Origin of the sequence: Alienimonas californiensis (genome assembly GCF_007743815.1) — a bacterium.
GTDB lineage: Bacteria > Planctomycetota > Planctomycetia > Planctomycetales > Planctomycetaceae > Alienimonas > Alienimonas californiensis.
On record NZ_CP036265.1, the window covers coordinates 4115071 to 4133163 of the forward strand.

Sequence of the window (18093 nt, forward strand, 5' to 3'; positions counted from 1 at the left end):
TCATTCAATTCCAAGACCATGAACGACAACCCCCTGACGCCGATCAAGCTCCCCCCGCTGCCCGATTGGGTTGACGAGTTCTCCGCGCCCGCCGAAGTCACGGACGTGACGATCAGCGCGAGCGCCATCGAAGTGGACCCTGCCGTCGTCGCCCCGCAGACGGTCAGCGCTGCCGAGGGCGACCCGACCCCCGCGGTCGCCGCCGACGCCCCGCTCGCGGAGGGATTCTGAAATGGGACGCCTCATCATTGCCGACGATCTGGCCGCCGGCCGCGTCCGCCGGACCGTGACCGTCGGCGCCCGCCGAGTCGAATTCGTTGAATGGCGGCCCGGCGACAAACCCTTCGCCCCGGCGTTCGCGTTCGACACCGAGACGAAGCCGATCAACAAGCGACGCCCGGACCTCGTGCCGCACTACGTGCTCGGCGTCGCCTGTGCCGGGGATCGCGGCGCGTTCGTCTCCAGCGAGAGCCTCCCGGCCTTTTGGGAGACGCACGCCAGGTGCGAGTGGGTCATGCACAACGCTCCGTTCGACCTTGCCGTGACGCAGAAGCTGCTGAACGCTTCGGTCGACGTGTACGAAGCGGTCGAGGACGGCCGCGTCTGGGACACGCTGCTGCTGGCGAAGCTGCTGAAGCTCGCCACGGCCGGCACCGCGAAGGGGGAGGGGGGCGAGTTCTCACTGGCCGGCCTCGCCGCCGAGTACCTCGGCGTGGAGCTGCCGAAACAGGTCGCCGGCGCCGACGGCGAGGACGTGCGGACCGGGTTCGGTAAGTACCTGCACAAACCGGTCGCGGCGATCCCCCCCGACGCTCTGAAGTACGCTGCCCGGGATGCCGTCGCCACGTGGGACCTGTTTCACGCGCTGCGGCCGCGCGTGCGGGCCGTGCGGGAGGAACGGTCCGAAGTGTTCGGCGACCCCGGAGATGCCGCCCTGGCAGCCGCGTGGGCCGCGTACGGGCCGCTCACCCACCATGTGCAACTGAAGTGCGCGGTGCTGTGCGTCGCGCTTAAACGCGTCGGCGTGGGCGTCGATACCGACCGGGCCGTCGCCGGCCGGGACGCGGCGACCGCCGAGATCGCGCGCGTCCGCGAAGAACTGTCGGGCCGGACCTTCGGAGAGGCGAACACGCCCTTTATCCTCGACGGTCGTGGCAGCGACGGGTCGCTCCAGGCGCTGCTGGACGACCTCCACGCTCGCCGCCCGGACCTGCCGAAGAAGCGGACGGCCACCAAGAAATGGGCGACCGGGGAGGAGGCGCTGGCGGCGCTGTCGGACGCCGAGCCGTTGCTCGCCGGTTTGGTCGAGTTCCGCAAGCTGCAGAAGTTGCACGGCACCTACCTGGCGCCGTTGGCGGAGACCCGCGGCCGGGCGCACGCGAACTTCTGGCCGCTGAAAGATACCGGGCGCATGAGCTGCTCGAAGCCGAACCTCCAGAACCTGCCCCGCGGCGCGGACGGCCTGCCGTCGGTACGCGCGTGCCTCGTCCCCCGCCCGGGGCACGTGTTCCTCGCGGTGGACTACGCTCAAGTCGAGTTGTGCGTGCTGGGCGCGGTGCTGCGGGACCAGCTGAAGCTCGGCGGATCGCTGGCGGAGCTGGTCAACGACCCGGAGGTCGACCTGCACAAACGGATCGCCGCGACCGTGCTGGACAAGACTGAAAAGGAGGTTCTGCCTGGCGAGCGGCAGGGGGCCAAAGCGGTCAGCTTCGGCCGGCCTGGCGGCATGGGCGCCGCGGCGTTGAAGAAGCAGGCGAAGGAGGCCTACGGCGTGGAACTGACCGACGCGGAAGTGAAGGCCCGCATCGACGCCTACGAGACGCTGGTGCCGGAGTTGAAGGCTTACCTCGACGACGGGGTCGATGTCGGCGCCCGGCTCGCCGAACGCCTGGAACTCACCCCCGCCGCTTTCAACGCCGCCCGCGGCGAGAGCGGCGGTGATCACACGCCCGTCGGCTGGGCCGGCGGGATGTTGATGAAGGTGCTGCGTGACGCCGCCCCCGCGACCCGCGACGGCCGGTCATACACGCCGGAGGAGATGAACTACCTCTGGGCCGCCGTCCTCCCGCTGGCCGACGAACTGCCCGGCCCCCTCGCGGCCGACCTGCGTGCGCGGAAGCCCTCGAGGGAGCTGGCCAACGGGGTCGAACGGTTGGTCGGCCGAAACACGGTGACGCTGACCGGCCGGTTCCGCTCCAACTGCCTGTTCACCGCCAGCCGGAACACGCTCTTCCAGGGCGTCGCCGCCGACGGCCTGATCCTCGCCCTGTGGGACCTCTGGCGGGCCGGCTACAGGCCCGTGCTGGCGATCCACGACGAGGTCGTGCTGGAGGTGGCGGAGAAGGACCTGACGAAGGCGCTGGTCGCCGACGTGACCGGGCGAATGGAGGCGGCGATGGGACGGGTGATCCCCGGCGTTCGGGTGACGGCCAAACCGGAGGTGCGGCGCTCCCTGGACAAAGCCGACGGGTTCGACCTGCCGCAGGACTGACCGCCGCGACGCTCGCCGCCGGCGTTCGTACTGAGGATCTCGGTCACCGTCTCCGGCTGCCGGACCGTCATGGGTTTGATCGGGAACGGTGCGTCGTTCCGTGAGTAGGCCGGGTCCAAGACACCTGCGGACGCTCGTTTCCAGACTTACGTCGGCTCTCGCGCCGCCGAGCCGACGCCGTGAGAACGTCACTTGTGGAGGCGCCAGTCGTCAATCCACGAAAGGCCCTCAGTAGCCGGGCGTGCTGTGTCAGGGGTGTCAGGGGTTCTTTCGAGAGAGCTGCGGTGTGGCGGACTGAAAACAGGGTCCATAACGGACGGCCCGGCACAACCGCGGCAGTCGCCATGCCTGTGGATGTTCATTTCACCCCTGACACCCCTGACAAGACCACGGCGCACGGCGTGCGAGTCTCCCCGCGTACGGACGGTCAGGGTCCGCAGGGGCAGTCCGCAGAGACTTCCTTGAGAAGAGCAATTACAAATTTCGTCGTCCGCGAGCCCGTCTTGTACTTGGTCAGCTACATGCCCCCTTCATGTCCGCCGGCCGTTTCTCGTTCCGGCGCGCCGCCGCCCGCGTCGAAAGCCGGCTCGGTTCATCGGCGCGGCCATATAGATCCTCGCATCCCCACTTCCGTCCGTCGCGCTGGATGTCGCCGAGACGCTCTCGCACATCACTGCGCCGGGGTCGCCGTCGTCGCAGTCGCGGTCTGGCGACGCCGGCAGAACAGTCCTATTCCACGACGCCGCTCGCACATCGGTCTCGCCGCCCGTCGGCACAACGATCGAGATCCAGCTCAAGGCGGGGCGTCCCGGAAAGCGAACCCGAGGGGCGGCACAAGATCCGGGAATTGCCGTCGCCCACGGCTCCGCCGAGTCTCGAAGGCGCCTCAGAGCAGCCGTAATAAAAAAAGTCAAGAACCGAAACTGACCCCTCGGGCATAACGGTAACTAATCGCTGCGAAGCTCGCCCGAAAATCAACACCGGTACAAGTACAGACTCTCCAAAGGTCAGCGGAACCGAACCGGAGTTCGGCAGACCGAGGCCCACGCCGGCCCGTCAGAAAACCGTCTACTCTCGCCAAGGCGACCACGCCGGTCGCCGCTCCCCCTGCTTGAACCCCAACATGATGCTCGCCTCCACGACCCTCAACCACGTCACCCCCACCCAGATCGCCGCCGTCGCCGACGCGGCCGACCCCGACACGCACGCGCACCTGGACGACGGCTGGACCCCGCCGCCGATCGGGAAGCTCGACCACTTCGTTCTGGTCCCCGACCCCGCCGCGCAGGCTCCGTCGGAGTACGCCCGGCTCAACGCCGCGATCACGCTACTCAATGGCATGGCCCGCCCCGCCCGCCGCGAACTGGCGGCGGTGATGGCGATCGGGATGCTGGGCGGCTCGACCGAGACGATGGCCGCGACAGTGCGGGCGTTTCGCGACGGGCGGGCGGGGTGCGCCGAGGTGGACTACCTCGTCGGCAAGACGCCGCTGTCGGAGTACCTGCGGAGGGGGCTGGCGGCGCTGGGATTGCGGTGACCTGCGACGACGACGCGGGCGTTGCCCTTGTCGGGAACTCCGGACGCGAGACGCCGTGGCCATGGTGCACCGAAATAGAGTCCGCCACGATGCGGTCCCGCTCCCCCGGGTCGCCCGCCCGACGCGCCACGAAGTCTCCCCCGCCGCCGTCGTGATCTTCACTGCCTTTGTGGCGGAGACGTTGATCGTCTCCTGGACCCGCCGGACGCCCTCACGCCCTTCACGCAGCCGGGCATCGTGTCGATCTCGCTAGGCTTCCTGACCCCGATCTCTGTCAGCCTGCTGACCCAGCGGCAGACGGTCCCGGCGGCGAACTGCGATTGGTGGGCGGCCGGATGCGTTCGCTCACGCGGTCGATGAGCGGGTCGCCGCAGCAGAGGACGAGGGACGGTCTGAGGGGTTTCCGAGTCACGGCGCCATCAGGCGGAAACCGGGACGGTCAATCCCCGACCGGCGGAGCAGCCGCAACGGGTGGCCGGCCGCAGCACGAACGTCGGCACGCTGAAGACGGCCCCGGAGACGCCGCAGGTCGCCCCCGCCGCCCGAGACGGCCTCGTGCCCGCGTGAGACCGTCGCAGGGACGCACGCGAGAGCGGAGGCGGGCTGGAGGCGTGGCGGCGACGGGGAAGGTGCCCCGGCCAATGCAGACCGACCTCGCCCGGGTAGCCGCGGCGTGGCCGGCACTGTCGGACGCGGTGAAGGCCGGCGTGCTGGCGATGGTCGGAGCGAGCGGCGGGTGAGGGGGTGAGGGGGTGAACTGGAGGCGTCGTCGGAATCAGGTGGACGGTTCGCCGCCATTGCAGGGCGGCGTCGAAATGTTCCGGAAGAGATCCTTGATAGACTGCCGCGTCGGCGGAGTTAGCCCCTGAGTGCTGACCCAATGCTCGTAATCCTGGCGGATCACCGGGTAGACCTTCGCAGCACAGCGGAGGAAGTCCATCAGGCAAGAGTTGAGGACAGTGAGAGCGTAGGCGTGGCCACGTTCTTCGATTAGCTGGGAAAGCCGTTTGTCGTCTCCGTAGTCTGCGGAGCTATGCAGGAGGCCGGCTCCGTACATGTACATCTGCAACACCTGCCTCCGCGTGGCTCCGCCCGCGTCGTAGGGCGCAGGCGGGGAATCAACCAAGGCCACAAACTGCTCCTTCTCGTGGTGTACCCATACCCGCTTCCGCTGATCGCCGACGTGTTCTAGGTACGTCTCGCAGGCTTTGGCAAACAGCTTGTCCTTAGCGTGGAGCTGGCGGAAGTATGCAAGCACCGCTTGGGACTGATGGTCGGTTGGGAATGCGGTTTCTTGGACGGTGGTGTCGCCTCCGTGCCGCGAAGCGGTCCAAGTGGCTGTGTGCGGCGATCGCCGCCAGTCGCTCTCTTGGATCCTCTCGACCACTTCTAAGAATTGAGCGATGCAGTTCGCCCGCTTCACATTCCACTTCTTGGTGTTGACCGCAGGTGTCGGTCCCAAACGTAGCACGCTCCCGGGATCGCCCATGATGATCGGAAACTCCTGCCCCGAGACATGCTGGATCATTTCGTACATAGAGATGGGCCGACCTTGCTCATCTTCCGTATAGTCCGGGTCGATGCCGCCAATGTTGGCTCCACGACTCGCGGCGGAGTTCGCCGACATGAAGGACTCACGGTCGTTCTGGGGCACCTCCTGAAAGTGCTCTCGGAAGCGAAGCAACGTGCGGCCGCTGGGCAGTGACGCTGAGGAGACAGTCACCACCACCTCATCAAAGCCTTTCGGGCTATGCGGAGACCGGTTTCCTGCGACCAAGACCTCCCGCAGTTCCTGACGCTTTGACACAGAGAGGCGGTCCGGGTCGATCCAATACCACTTCACGTAAAGCGGGAACGGATTCTCCCGCGTGCGGTCGAAACACTGAACCGGGCAGATGATCACGGGAAAGCTGGTCTGATCGGCCATGATGCTGTCTGAGAAGGTCGAACTGTTATTCCAGTTCCGCACCATACCGTTTGAGAGCGTGCTGCCCCCGCATCCCTCTGGAAGGCAGGTTCCTGCGGTTTGCCTCCGGGGGCTGTTGTGATGCCGCCAACAGAACACGACCCTGCCAGCATGACCGCCCGCACTGCCTTGCCGCTCGCATTACTTTGCCTCGCCTTCGGCTGCTCGCCGGACCTGGAGCCCGAACCGGTCCCCGCCCCGTCGCCCGCCGAGACGCGGCCGGCCGACCCGCTCCCGGCGGACCCGCTGCCGAGGCCGACGGAGGCGAATCCGACGCCCGGCGAAGCGGTCCCGGCGGCCGACGACGACGTGGTGGTGGCGACCTGGAACAGCGGCCCCCTGTTCTCCGTCGCCGACGCCCAGGCCCGCTCCGACGACTTCGCCGCCCTCGCCGCCCTCGCCGCCGACGTGCGGCCGGACGTGCTGCTACTGGACGAGATCACCTCCCTGGAGGTCGCCCGGACGGTCGCCGAAGCGCTGGGCCTGCCGACCGGGCCGGAGCACGTCGTCGTCAGCGACTTCAACCCGAACGACCTTGCCCAGTACAGCAGCTTCGAGCTGGCGATCCTCTCCCGCTTCCCGCTGACGAACGCGGTGGTGTTCGACCGCGGCCCTGAGGGCGGCGCCCGGCCCGGCTAGCCAGAGGAGCGCCGGCTGGAACGGGTCGATCTGGACGGGATCGCGGACATGGGCGTCGGCCGCGGGTTCCTCGCCGCGGACGTGCCCGCCTTAGGGCTGACGGCGGTGGTGACGCACCTGAGTCGTCCAGCGGCGCCGAGGGCGACAGGGACCGCGACAACGCTCGCAAACGCGAGCTGGTGGCCGCCGCGATGGCCCGACACGTCGCGGAGCGGCTGGGAGAGAACCCGAACCTGACCGCCGTGGTGGGCGGGGACTTCAACGTGGGCGAGACCGATCTGGCCAAGAGCGGGACCGATCCGGCCGACGACCGGACCGACGGCTACGACGACACCCACGCCCTGCTCGCCGGCGGGCTGGTGGACGGCCTGCGGCTGCGGAGCCTCACGCGGGAGATGGGCAATACCTACTGCGACACCCGCGGAGACGGCGTGTTCCCGTACCCCGGCGTCGGCGCCATTGACGTGCTCTACGTCGGCGGGGCGGAAGCCGAGCGCTTCGGGGAGGCGAGCCGGGGCCGCGACACGTTCGGCAGCGATCGCTACCCGGTCTGGGCGGAGCGGGCCCCTTAAACCCGAACGCGGCCCTCGCCGGCGCGTGCACCGATCGAACCGACCCTCGAGACGTTGACGCTGACAGCAAGGCTTGGATCAGCTCCTCCGGCTCTCCGCCGCCTCGCAAGAGTTCGACTTAACCATCTTCCGAGACGGCCTCGGAGAAAATCTCCGCTCCCATGCTGCGTGAGACCGCCGCGTCGAGTCCCTCCATGCTGACGGCCCGAGAGCGCATCAGCTTGTACAGCCGTTCGAGGTGGCCGTCGCCCGTGAAAATCGCCGCGAAGGCGCGGGCGAGGTCGTCCCGGCTAATATAGGAGACCCAGCCATGCCGCACCGGGTACGGGAGCTTCCCGATGCGGATCAGGTCGGGGATCCAATCCGCGACCGGGTCGAGGTACAGGCCGCCGCGGGTGATCATCCAGTCCAGCCCGGACAGCCGGAGATTCGTTTCAGCGTAAAGCAGGAACTGGGCGACGTTGAAACGGGGAGTCCGGCTCCGCTGCCATAAAACTGGCCGGCACGACGCGGTTCACCTCGGTGTCCTGCGCCGCCAGCGTATCGGCGTGCTGCCGGATGCGTGGCTTTACCCCGGTGAGGCTGGGTATCAGCATCAGCACGTCAATTCCCTTGGATGTCGTTCGCATCGCCGCAGGATCGTCGTAGTCGCACCTCCGCGACTTTCTTGCGGAGAGCATCGGCCCGGTCGGGGTTTCGGGTGCCGGCGAGAACCGTCCCGCGGCGATCGACCAGCCGGTCGACAACCTGGCCGCCGGGGGCACCGGGGCACCGATCACGAAGATCGTCATCCTTCGTTTCGGGCGGGATGGCGATCCGCGAGAGTCGTACGAAGGCGTGGCCCTTCCATACTCGCCCGCGGTGGGCTTTACCTCAGGGAGCCCAACTGTCCAAACCCCCAGACGATGGGCGACGTCGGCCACGCGCTGGCGGAGTTCGTGCGGGAGGTCGCCCCGGACTTCGATTACGTCGTGCTCGACAGCCCGCCGGACGTCTCGAACCTGCCGACGTGGAGCTGCCTGATGGCGGCCGAGCACGTGCTGGTTCCGATCGTCCCGGAGACGTTCAGCGCCCAGGCGATCGCCGGCGTGGACCGCACGCTGGCGACCGCCCAGGCCGCCAACCGCAAGCTGCGATTCCTCGGCTACGTGGTGAACCTCCGCAAGACGATCAGCACCTACCACGAGGCCAACGAGGAGCGGCTGCGGGCGATCCACGGGGACCGCGTGCTGAACACGGTGCTGACCAATCTGACGGCGTTCGCCGAGGCGCAGGGGCTGCGGAAGTCCGTGGCCGAGTACGCCCCGAACTCCGCCGCCGACAAATTGACCCGCGAGTTCTGCGATGAAGTTTTGGTTCGCATCGAACGCCAAGCCCAAGCCCGAAAGGCGGCCTGACATGAGCAACGGAAAATACGCCTCCTTCGCCGGCGCCGATCTGGACGCCGATTTCCGCGTCCGGCCCGAGTCGACCCCCGACTCCGCCGCCTTCGCTAAGCCCGCCGGCCCCGGCCGGGTCGAGGGCCAGGAGCGGCTGCGGAACGCCGCCAAGATCCCGCTGACTGAGATCGTCGCCGACGCCCAGGTCCGCGAGGACTTCGACCCGGAGGAACTGGCCAAGCTGGCCCACTCGATCCAGACCCAGGGGCAGCTCCAGCCCGTCCGCGTCCGCTGGGACGAGGGCCGCGGCAAGTACGTGCTGATCGTCGGCGAGCGGCGGTTCCGGGCCTGCCAGATCGCCGGGATCGAGAAGCTGGAGTGCGTGATCCAGGAGGGCGAGATCGCCGCCGACGACGCGCACGAGTTGCAGCTGATCGAGAACATCGTCCGGCAGGACCTGAACCCGATCGAGGAGGCGAAGGCCTACCGCAAGCTGATCGACGGCCGGGGCTGCTCGGCCAAGGAGATGGCCGCGGAGCTGAGCCTGGACTACACGACGGTGCAGCGGAGCCTGCGGCTGCTGACGCTGCCGGAGGACGTGCAGGAACGCGTCGCCGAGGGGGTGATCCCCAAGAGCCTGTTCCGCGAGGTGCTGAAGCTGAAGACCGACGAGGAGCGGCGGGCCTACGTGGACCGCTACCTGGACGGCGGCACGATCGACGCGGTGGCCGCGGAGGTGAAGCGGAAGAAGGGCGGCGACAAGCCGGCCAAGCAGAAGTCGACGCGGCGGTTCACCAAGGACGGACTGGTCGTGCAGGCGAGCAAGACCGGCCGGATCACGACGGCTGATCTGATCGCGACGCTCAAGGCTTGGGCAGAGGAACTCGAAGCGGATCTGGAGAAGCGGCGAGCGACCGCGGCGTAGTATCCAGAAAGAACTGCCGGAAACAGTCCCGCACGATCTGGCGGGCCGCGGGGGGGGGCAGTAGACTCCCCCCCCCCGGGGTCATGCGATGTTCGACCGATGTCTACTCTGCTTATCATTGTCAGCGTTACGTTTCTGAACGATGACGAAGCAGGGCGGTGGGCGAAGGAGATTGTGAGGGTTGCGGAAAACCTTCGAGGTGCGGAGGTGTACTCTGCCAGAATCGGTTTCCGGCATTGCATGGTGGAACCTCAGGCAATGAGACCACTCGGGCGGGAGGAGTTCTGGGATGCCTTCGATGCGGTGGGCGGCGACCTGCAAAAGCTGGTCGACGAGGTGAGACGAGCGGACGGGAAACTGTATGTGTGCTTCGACGGGGAGTTCGTCATGGAAGGGAGCCGCAGGGCCGAAAGTAGCGAGGGCGGGGCCAAGGCCGTGGACGACGGGCTGACGAGGATCCGGTCCAGAAAGGCGTTTAAGGGCGAGCAAAGACGCCAGGTCGAGATAGAACCCACCGGCGGCTCCCTCGAACTTCGGTCGATGGAGACGTTCCGATCCCTACTTTACGAAGAGGCAGACGGACAGCTGACGAGTGGACGGATGGGACTGGCGGCTAAAAAAACGGTGCTAGGAGACGTCATTGCGGCCGTTCCGCCGGAACAGAACACAGGCCCCTACACAACAACGTTTCTGTTCGATCCGGAAACGTATCACTTCACGGGCTATACGATGTACCGTGAAGGGCGCGTGAGCGAGGACTTCAGGCAGATCGACTACCTCGAGTGGCCTGGCGGCGTCAGTATGCCGGAGCTAACGATCTGGGTTGGATACGACTCGGACGGTAACGCGAACCGCGTCAGAGCGTATAAAATCCTAGACGCAGAGTTTAACATGAGTCCGCCGACGGAGGCATTCGCCGTTCCGGTGGCGAGCGGTGACATTGTTGTCGACCGTCGGGGTACCCGGAGCGGGAAGGTGTTTACTGCTCGAGAAGCAGTCGCAAATGCGGAAACTCTAGAGCCGCCGGGAGGCCTGCCTGCGATCAACGACAGAGGCGATCGCCTACCCGTAGGCGGAACTCGCGACTGGGTATGGATTGCTGCCTTGCTGACACTGGCGGCGGGGCTGCTCTCCGTGATCCTGTGGATCAAAAGGAGGGGGGCAGCCATGTAGAAGCGAGGCTTGCAATGCTACGAGTCGCGAGTATGCTCCAGATATCGTGGCGTCCGCTAACCAGAGAGGTGTCAAGTGCATACGAAGTCGTGGAAGAATGCCGTGGGCGGGTACGGTGCAGCTGCGGCGTTCATGCTGGTGTGCGGTGGGCTCGCGGTGCTAGCGAGTCCACCCGGTAGTATCAATCGTGAATGCAAGGGGGCTCATTCGGGCGAAGGCCCCGTTATCGAGGAGAGCGACTGCACCTGGGGCGGTCCCAACGTCTGTGCTCAGACAGAGGGGTGTAATGACTCGGGCGGGTTTGCGGAGGCTGTTCCTGGGAAGTGTGTGGACTGCGAGGAATGCTGGGATGAGTGCGAAGGGCCGCCGACGGAGGAGCCGCCTAAATATACGACCGTGCAGCGGGAGTATTGGTCTGGCATGTGTGTGAAGCGGGAACTCGTCACTGCTAATACGACTGAAGAGTCGTGCTGGTGCAAATACCATGACTCTGGGGGCCTGCTCACCCAGCCGCAGAGTGTCCCCGATTGTGTCCTGACGAATACATATCCTTGAGGGGCGGGGTGGCAGTTGTGTGTGCGCGGGTGATTTCGCAGGGCTGTCGTGTTCTCGTGTTCCTCCTCCTGGGGGCCGGGTGTTCTTCGCGTGAGAACGGGCCGCTCGTAAGCGTGGAGGAAGGCTCGACAGTCAATGTGCTGCTGCTGTCGGGCGGGAAGGGGGGGCTGGAGGCCGCCGGCGAGTCTTTTCATCTGTCGAACGAATCGGGCAGGGCGCTGGTCCTGCGGATCTCTGGCGTCAGCTGCGGCTGCATTGACGTGTCCGCCAAGCCGGCTGGAGACCTTCACGCAGGTCTTGTGGTGCCGGCCGGTGCGGTGCTAGATGTCCGGGTTTCGTCGCGTGCGTGGTCTGTCCCCGGCAGGCACCGTGGCGAAGTGACGCTGGCAGCCTCCGCTCAAGGCGGGGGCGGCGAGGCAGAGACGGTGGCTCTTGCTGCGGTCGTAGAAGTGCTGCCGGACTTTGATGTCAGGCCGTCGCAAATTGTCGTTCACAGTCCTGCTGGCGGCGACGAACCCGCCGTGAAGCAGGTCGACGTTCGGGGCTATTCCCGCGAGGGCAGCCCGCAGTGGGAGGATGTCGTGGTAACCAATGCCCCCCCGGGAGCAGCAATCCGGCAGACAGGGCACACGCGAGAAGCGTGGGGCGAAGGAATCACGCAAGACCACTGGCAGTTCGAATACGAACATCGGACGAGCTCGCAAACCTCCAGCACTCTGGGCGAGATGTCGCACTTCGTCTTACGGTTTGAAGGCAGTCGCACAGGCGGGGAAACAACCTCAGCAGAGACGAGTGTCATCGAAAGACGAGTGCGATCCGGGCTGCGAGTTCCGGACACGCTACGGCTGACGAATCGTGCTGACGGGTCTCGCGCTGGGCACGCTGTCGTCTATAGCCTAGATGGCAAACCGTTCCGCCTGCTGAGGCTTTCCGCCCCCCCTGGCTATGATGTGAGCGCGGAGCCGGGTACGGTCTCCTCTTCTCGTATGCACAGGATCGTCGTGAGGCCTGCGGCCCTCGAGCGGGGAGTCGGAGTCGAAAGCGCGGTGCTCCGGCTCTGGACGGACTATCCCGAAGCGAAAGACATATCGATACCTATCGAATGAGGCCGCGGCGGGGCTCGTCTTCCCGAAGTCGGCCGACCGTCTCCCGTCCGGGCCAGGGGATGCCTTCGAGGAGAGGACTCTGCTAGGATGCCGCTGCCCGCCAGAACGGGGTACTGTCAGTCGGTCGGTACGGCAAAGAACGCGGGTGCCCCGCTGAAAACTGGAAGTGCGTTCTAGTCAACCCGCTTCCGCTTACTACCTGGCCTTGGGAGCCGAGCAGGGTTCTGACCCAACGAATGGCTTCGAGACCGCCTCTGAGCAACCGGCTCAATGAATCTGCGATCCGCGAACCTCCGATGTGTGGCGTTTGCAGCCGCCATATGCTTTGTGACTGGATGCTCCTCTGATCGGAGTATCAGTGCGGACCCGGACTCGTTCACCGCGGACCTGACGGACGCGGGGCCGCAGGGCCGAACCTTAGGATATCTCGGGGACAACGCAGAGACGGCGATCTCTGAGGATAAGGGGCACTTGGTGGTAAACCTGCCGGCCGCAAGGTCCGGCCGCCCTCAGGCTGGTATTAGGACGATGTTCGCCGCCGTTGGCGACTTCGAGGTCACGGTAGGGTTCGAACTGCGTGATGTGCGGATGCCGTCGGACGGGTATGGGTCAGGCGTGGGAGTCCAAGTCACGCCTCGGGGGGGGGCGGACCGGATCGTATATCTCGGCCGGGTGCGGCACCCGGGGGAGGGCGACGTCTGGAAAGCGGTCCACCGCACGTCGAGGGGCGGACGACGGGAGCACGACCACCGCTACGTCAAAACCGACGCCAGATCCGGACGGCTGCAGCTGGTGCGGGAGGGCGGGATGATCCGCTGTCTCGCGGCGGGCGACGACGGCGAGTTCCACGAGGTTGCTGCTTTCGCGTTCGGCGACGACGGGATCCGGGAAATCAGCGTGATCGCGGATACCGGCGGCGGCACGAACCGGACGAAGGTCGCGATTACGGAACTGAGCGTCCTCGCTGACGGCCTGCCCTACGGGCTCCCGCCGGAGGAGGGGGTGTCGACTTGGACGATTTGGGCCGTCGCCTTCACGGCGGGGGCGGGCCTACTCGCGATCGGGGCGATCGACCGCTGGCGCGGAGCCCGTACCATCGGCAGGGCGTGATCGTGTCCGACGATGCGTTCTACCGAGACGCCGTGGCCGGGATAATCTGGGCGGCCCTGACGGCCGTGCTGGCGTGGTCGCTCTGGCGGACGTCCGGTCGGCTGTTTCCAGGAGAGTCCGTACGCCTGCGGGCGCTGCACGCCACGGTGTTGGGCTGGGGATGCGTCACGGCCGGGGCGTTCGCGGCCGGACTGACCGGCCGGCTCGGGGCCGCCGCCCTCGCGTCCTCCGTGGCGTTCGCGGCCGGCGTCCTCCACGTCTCAACGGCGGCGCTGACGCCCTCGCTCGCTCGCCTCCCGCGTAAGCGTCGGCCGACAGGCCTGGCCGCGACGATCCTGTGGATCGCCGCGGCGGCCCTCCTCGGCGGGGCGTCGCTCGGGCAGGGCGTGCTGGAGTACCCGCGGGACTGGGACACCCTGATGTACCACCTGCCGATGGTGGACTCGTGGTTGCAGGCCGGTTCCCTGGGCACGCAGGCAAACGCCGTCTGGTACAACGCCAGCGGCCTGGAGGCGCTCGCGCTCTGGCTGACGGCCCCGTTCTCCGGGGACTTTTTTGCGCAGCTCGTCAACCTGCCCGTCATGTTCGTGATGGCGGCGGGAGCGTGGGAACTGACGCGATTGCTGGGCGGGGCTCCGCCGCTCCGCCACGCGGCCGCGGCGGCGATCGTCACCTCGGACGTGGCGTTCAAGCAGCTGACGTGCCTCAAAAACGACTTTGCCGTGGCGACCCTGCTGGTCGTCGGGTTGGTCTACGGGTTGCGGTACTGCCGTCGCCTCCGGGGCGGCGATCTGCTCCTCGCCTCCACGGCGTTGGGGCTGTTGTGCGGCGTGAAATATTACGGTCTGGGATACGCAGCGGCAGCCTGGTTCGTCCTGTTGCCGCTGGCGTGGCGGAGCGGTGGTCGGGCGGCAGCCCTGCGACTGGCCGGCGGGGCGGCGGCGGGGACGGCGACGCTGGCTGGGTACTGGTACGCCCGGAACTTCGCCCTCACCGGCACGCCCGTCTATCCGCTGGGGATCGCGCCCGGGACGGGACTGCCGCAGGGGATGCGGGAAAATACTTGGGAGAGCACGCTGCTGGGCAACGGCAACCCCGACCTGCTGCCGCAGTGGACGGCGGCCGTCCAGAGCTACGGCGGACCGCTCATCTACGCGGCAGTGCTGCTGCTGCCGCTCACGTCGCTGTGGCTCGCGGGCGGGGATCTGCTGCGCCCGCGACCGTCCCCCGGCACGACCCGCCGGGGGCGCGAGCGGCTGGCCGCGGCGGTGCTCGGGGTCGGCGCGCTGGCGGCGTTCTCGATCACCCCCTACGCGACGGACGCCGACAGTGCCGGGACGCTGGTCAACTCCGCCTATCTGGTGGTCCGGTTCAGCCTCTCCACGCTGACGCTGGCGACGATCGGTCTGGCCGTCGCGGCGTCCGACCTCGGGCAGCGGCTGGGACGGCTCCGCGCGATCGGGAGCGTCGCCGCGGCGGTTCCGACGCTGGCGTTTGCGTCGGCCGCCGCCGTGCCCGCCGTCAGGCGGCTGCTCGATCACGAGGCGGCGGCATGGGAGACCCTGCTGCTGGCCGCGAACGCGGTGCTGCTCGCCATCTGCCTGGCGATGGCGTCGGAGCTGGTCCGGCGGCGGCGGACGTTCGTCGCCGCGACCGTCGTCGCGCTCTGTCTGGCGGCGGGGGCGGGCTCCTATGCCCTGAGCAGACCGTGGCACGCCGGCTTCGCCGAGCACTACGACCGGATGTTCGGCGCAAAGCTGTTCTCTCGGCTGGAAGGGGAGACCCCCCGCCCGGAGCGGGTCGTGACGGCCGTCTACCGCTACTACCCGTTCTTCGGCTCCGCCCGGCAAATCCGGACGTACCGTCCGACCAAGCTGCTGTCGGAGCGGCAGATGCTGGAGTACGTGGCTACCCATGAAGCGGATCTGTTCGCCGTCGTGGTGATCGAAGAGCTGACGAACGGACGGTTTCACGGGGCGTACGACTGGACCGCGGCGAACCCGGAGGTTTTTTCTTACTACGACCGGGCGTGGAACTACGAGGTGTTTTGCGTCGACCGCGCCGCGTTGGCGAGGCGACTGCGGGAATTCGGAACGTCGGACGGAGCCGGACGATGACTTCTTCGGCCCCCCCGCCGGCGGTGACGGTGCTAATGAACGTCTGGCGGGCCGACCCCCGGCACCTGGAGCGGGCGGTGGCCAGCGTCCTGGCGCAGACGTTCGACAACTGGGAACTCGTGATCGTGGAGGACCCGTCGGACCGGCCGGCGGCCCCGACGCTGGCCCGGTTCGCGGACCCGCGGGTCCGCCACGTCGCGAACGAGATTCGCACGTCGCTGATGGACCAGAAGAATCTAGGGTTGAAACTGGCCCGGGGGACGCTGGTGGCACTGCTGGACGCCGACGACGTCGCCCGCCCCGAGCGGCTGCGGGAGCAGGTCGCGATGTTCGCGGCCGACCCGGAGCTCGTCGCCGCCGGCAGCCAGCTCGCGGTCATCGACGACGACGACGAATTGATCGGCTACCGCCGCTTCCCGACCGCGGACGCGGACGTGCGGGCCGCCCTGGCGTGGTCCGTGCCGCTGCACCAGCCCAGCGTGATGGTCCGCCGGGACTTCGTGCGGGACCTGGGCGGGTACGGCGAGCTCCCGGGGGGCACCTCGCAGGACCACGACCTCTGGAGCCGGATCGCCCACTCCGGCGGCAAGTTCGCCAACCATCCTGAAGTGCTGCTGTACTACCGCCTGCACGCGGAGCAGATGAAGGCTCGCAAGGTGCGGAAGATGATCCGCGACTCGCTCCTCGTCCGCGCCCGGTACTGGCCGGACGGGGGGGCGAAGGCGCGGTTCCGCCGCCTGACGGACCGGGCCCTGCTGCTGCTGCCCCCGCGTTTGGTGACCCGGCTGATCCGCGTCTGCCTGTACCGCGACCCGCCGCCGCCGTGCGACGCCCTGGGGCCGGTCCCGCCGCTCGCCCCCCGGGCGACCCCGGAGCGTCGGTCCGCCGCCGCGTCATGCTGACCGCGCCCACGCTGACCGCGCTGATGCCGGCGTTCAACGAGAGCCCGCGGATTGCGGCGTCCCTGGACCGGCTGGCGGCGGCGCCGCTCGACGTCGAAGCCGTCGTCGTCGACGACGCGTCCACCGACGGCACCTCCGCGGCGGTCCGCGAATGGGCGGCGGCGCACCCGGAGTTCCGGCTGACGCTGCTGCGGCACCCGACGAACCGGGGCAAGGGGGCGGCGGTCCGCACCGCGTTGGACGCGGCCCGGGGCCAGTTCGCCGTCGTTCAGGACGCCGACCTCGAGTACGACCCGGCGGACCTGCCGCGGGTGTTGGAGCCGCTGCTGGCGGGGGAGGCGGACGTCGTCTACGGCTCGCGCCGGATGGGCGGGAACGAGTTCCCGCACCGGTGGCACGCCCGCTGCGTCGGCTTGCTGAACCTGCTGGTGCGGGCGCTGTTCGGGCTGCGGATCACCGACGAGGCGACCTGCTATAAGGCGTTTCCGACCGCGGTCCTGCGGGCGATGGACCTCCGTTGCGAGCGGTTCGAGTTCTGCCCGGAGGTGACCGCCAAGTCGGCCCGGGCGGGCCTGCGGGTGCGGGAGGTGCCGGTCTCGTACCACGCCCGCGGGACCGAGGAGGGCAAGAAGATCCGGTTCCGCGACGGGTTAGAGGCCGCTTGGACGTTGCTCGCGTGGCGCGTGCGGCCGTTCGACGGCGGGGCGACGCGGGCCGCCTGCGGCGGGGAGGGCGTTCCCCGCTTGGGAACTCGGAGTCCGGCCGCCCGGCGAGCACTCACCGGACTCTCGTACATCGTCTCCGCCGGGACGCTGGCGGCGCTCGTCTGGTACGTCGTCCGCTCCGACCGGACAGGGGAGCTCGCGGACGTCGATCCGGCCTGGGCCGCCGGGGCGGTCGCCGCAGCCACGGCGTCGTTTCTCGTGCGGGCGGCGTTTCTGTGGTGCGTCGCGCGGGCGGCCGATCGGCCGGTGCGGCCGGGCCTCGCGGTCGCCGTGACGGGGGTCGGCAATCTCGCCGCCGCGTTCGTCCCCCCCCTGCTGGCGGCGGCGGGGCGGGGGGCCTACCTCCGCGCCGCGTGCGGGGTGCCGATTGCGGTGTTCGGGGGAGCGACGCTGGCGTTCTCGGTCGGGTTTCTCGTCGCGGCCCTCGCCCTCGCCTTGCTGGCCGTCGCGCCGCTTCCGGCCGTCGCGGCACTCGCGGCGGCGGCGGGCTGCGGTCTCGCCGCCCGGAGACTGATCCTGGGCCGGGCCTGGCCGTACCGCCGGCTGGCGGCGGAGGCCGCGCTCGCCGCGAGCGCCTGCGCCGCGGTGCAGACCGCCGGATTCTTCTGCGCCCTGACCGCCTGCGACGCCGGCGGTTCCTGGCGCCGATCGCTGATCGCCGCGGCCGCCCATCAGGCCGGCGGGCTGGCGGGGGTGACGCCCGGGGGGGCGGGCGTGCAGGAAGCCGCCGGACTGTCCGCCTCGGCGGCGACCGGCGGGTCTCCCGGCGACTTGGTGCTGCCGCTGCTGCTGCTGCGGACGGCGCAGATTGGCGTCGCCTGCGCGGCGGGACTGCCCTCCGTCCTGTTCCTGCGTCGGCGCGAGTCCCGCGGAGAATAGACGAGCAATGGGATGAG

15 protein-coding genes are annotated in these 18093 nt (G+C 68.3%); 12 read left to right on the plus strand and 3 right to left on the minus strand.

What is annotated here, in order from left to right; genetic code table 11:
• The first annotated feature begins 18 nt into the window (after positions 1-18).
• The 3 genes from CA12_RS16275 (at position 19) to CA12_RS16285 (ending at position 4028) form a co-directional block, all read left to right on the plus strand.
• Positions 19-231 carry a hypothetical protein gene (locus CA12_RS16275; RefSeq protein WP_145360081.1) on the plus strand — a complete coding sequence of 71 codons (213 nt, stop codon included), beginning with the start codon at positions 19-21 and terminating at the stop codon, positions 229-231.
• 1 nt (position 232) lies between these two features.
• Entirely contained in the window at positions 233-2491 is a 2259-nt protein-coding gene (locus CA12_RS16280; RefSeq protein WP_145360082.1) for a DNA polymerase, read from the plus strand.
• Between the two features lie 1123 nt (positions 2492-3614).
• Complete coding sequence (locus CA12_RS16285) at positions 3615-4028, plus strand: DUF3775 domain-containing protein (protein WP_145360083.1); 414 nt, start codon at positions 3615-3617, stop codon at positions 4026-4028.
• Between the two features lie 775 nt (positions 4029-4803).
• Here CA12_RS16285 and CA12_RS16290 read toward each other — a convergent pair.
• On the minus strand, positions 4804-5955 hold the full coding sequence (locus CA12_RS16290; protein ID WP_145360084.1) for a hypothetical protein: 1152 nt from the start codon (positions 5953-5955) through the stop codon (positions 4804-4806).
• A gap of 150 nt (positions 5956-6105) precedes the next feature.
• On the opposite strand from CA12_RS16290, the gene CA12_RS16295 reads away from it, so the two are divergent.
• Both CA12_RS16295 and CA12_RS16300 read left to right on the plus strand, forming a co-directional pair.
• Positions 6106-6633: an exonuclease/endonuclease/phosphatase family protein gene (locus tag CA12_RS16295; RefSeq protein ID WP_145360085.1), complete on the plus strand. Its 528-nt coding sequence runs from the start codon at positions 6106-6108 to the stop codon at positions 6631-6633.
• 179 nt (positions 6634-6812) lie between these two features.
• Positions 6813-7205: an exonuclease/endonuclease/phosphatase family protein gene (locus tag CA12_RS16300; protein WP_145360086.1), complete on the plus strand. Its 393-nt coding sequence runs from the start codon at positions 6813-6815 to the stop codon at positions 7203-7205.
• Between the two features lie 118 nt (positions 7206-7323).
• Here CA12_RS16300 and CA12_RS16305 read toward each other — a convergent pair whose 3' ends face one another.
• Complete coding sequence (locus CA12_RS16305; RefSeq protein WP_145360087.1) at positions 7324-7608, minus strand: Rossmann-fold NAD(P)-binding domain-containing protein; 285 nt, start codon at positions 7606-7608, stop codon at positions 7324-7326.
• Positions 7609-7639: 31 nt separating this feature from the next.
• Positions 7640-7996, minus strand: a complete 357-nt coding sequence (locus CA12_RS16310; protein ID WP_145360088.1) for a Rossmann-fold NAD(P)-binding domain-containing protein — start codon at positions 7994-7996, stop codon at positions 7640-7642.
• Positions 7997-8110: 114 nt separating this feature from the next.
• On the opposite strand from CA12_RS16310, the gene CA12_RS16315 reads away from it, so the two are divergent.
• The 7 genes from CA12_RS16315 to CA12_RS16345 all read left to right on the plus strand — a co-directional run bounded on the left by CA12_RS16315 (position 8111) and on the right by CA12_RS16345 (position 18076).
• Positions 8111-8602, plus strand: coding sequence for a ParA family protein (locus CA12_RS16315; protein ID WP_145360089.1), 492 nt, complete (start codon positions 8111-8113; stop codon positions 8600-8602).
• Position 8603: 1 nt separating this feature from the next.
• Positions 8604-9509, plus strand: a complete 906-nt coding sequence (locus tag CA12_RS16320; RefSeq protein WP_145360090.1) for a ParB/RepB/Spo0J family partition protein — start codon at positions 8604-8606, stop codon at positions 9507-9509.
• A 99-nt stretch (positions 9510-9608) separates the two neighbouring features.
• Positions 9609-10682 (plus strand): hypothetical protein, encoded by a 1074-nt coding sequence (locus tag CA12_RS16325; RefSeq protein WP_145360091.1) that lies wholly within the window; start codon positions 9609-9611, stop codon positions 10680-10682.
• Positions 10683-12643: 1961 nt separating this feature from the next.
• Positions 12644-13453, plus strand: a complete 810-nt coding sequence (locus CA12_RS16330) for a DUF1583 domain-containing protein (protein ID WP_165700807.1) — start codon at positions 12644-12646, stop codon at positions 13451-13453.
• Positions 13450-15570 carry a hypothetical protein gene (locus tag CA12_RS16335; RefSeq protein WP_145360093.1) on the plus strand — a complete coding sequence of 707 codons (2121 nt, stop codon included), beginning with the start codon at positions 13450-13452 and terminating at the stop codon, positions 15568-15570. The genes CA12_RS16330 and CA12_RS16335 overlap by 4 nt, the downstream gene beginning before the upstream one ends.
• Complete coding sequence (locus CA12_RS16340; RefSeq protein WP_145360094.1) at positions 15567-16472, plus strand: glycosyltransferase; 906 nt, start codon at positions 15567-15569, stop codon at positions 16470-16472. Before CA12_RS16335 ends, CA12_RS16340 begins: the two co-directional genes overlap by 4 nt.
• The gene (locus CA12_RS16345) at positions 16466-18076 is read left to right on the plus strand and encodes a glycosyltransferase family 2 protein (RefSeq protein ID WP_145360095.1); all 1611 of its coding nucleotides are present in this window, start codon (positions 16466-16468) and stop codon (positions 18074-18076) included. Before CA12_RS16340 ends, CA12_RS16345 begins: the two co-directional genes overlap by 7 nt.
• The last annotated feature ends 17 nt before the right edge of the window (positions 18077-18093 follow it).

Excerpts from the sequence above, each read along its gene's own strand:
- CA12_RS16345 (WP_145360095.1), top strand. The coding sequence starts at position 16,466 with ATGCTGACCGCGCCCACGCTGACCGCGCTGATGCCGGCGTTCAACGAG.
- CA12_RS16310 (WP_145360088.1), bottom strand. The coding sequence starts at position 7,996 with ATGACGATCTTCGTGATCGGTGCCCCGGTGCCCCCGGCGGCCAGGTTG.
- CA12_RS16275 (WP_145360081.1), top strand. The coding sequence starts at position 19 with ATGAACGACAACCCCCTGACGCCGATCAAGCTCCCCCCGCTGCCCGAT.
- CA12_RS16295 (WP_145360085.1), top strand. The coding sequence starts at position 6,106 with ATGACCGCCCGCACTGCCTTGCCGCTCGCATTACTTTGCCTCGCCTTC.
- CA12_RS16280 (WP_145360082.1), top strand. The coding sequence starts at position 233 with ATGGGACGCCTCATCATTGCCGACGATCTGGCCGCCGGCCGCGTCCGC.
- CA12_RS16315 (WP_145360089.1), top strand. The coding sequence starts at position 8,111 with ATGGGCGACGTCGGCCACGCGCTGGCGGAGTTCGTGCGGGAGGTCGCC.
- CA12_RS16305 (WP_145360087.1), bottom strand. The coding sequence starts at position 7,608 with ATGATCACCCGCGGCGGCCTGTACCTCGACCCGGTCGCGGATTGGATC.
- CA12_RS16285 (WP_145360083.1), top strand. The coding sequence starts at position 3,615 with ATGATGCTCGCCTCCACGACCCTCAACCACGTCACCCCCACCCAGATC.
- CA12_RS16325 (WP_145360091.1), top strand. The coding sequence starts at position 9,609 with ATGTCTACTCTGCTTATCATTGTCAGCGTTACGTTTCTGAACGATGAC.
- CA12_RS16320 (WP_145360090.1), top strand. The coding sequence starts at position 8,604 with ATGAGCAACGGAAAATACGCCTCCTTCGCCGGCGCCGATCTGGACGCC.
- CA12_RS16340 (WP_145360094.1), top strand. The coding sequence starts at position 15,567 with ATGACTTCTTCGGCCCCCCCGCCGGCGGTGACGGTGCTAATGAACGTC.
- CA12_RS16290 (WP_145360084.1), bottom strand. The coding sequence starts at position 5,955 with ATGGCCGATCAGACCAGCTTTCCCGTGATCATCTGCCCGGTTCAGTGT.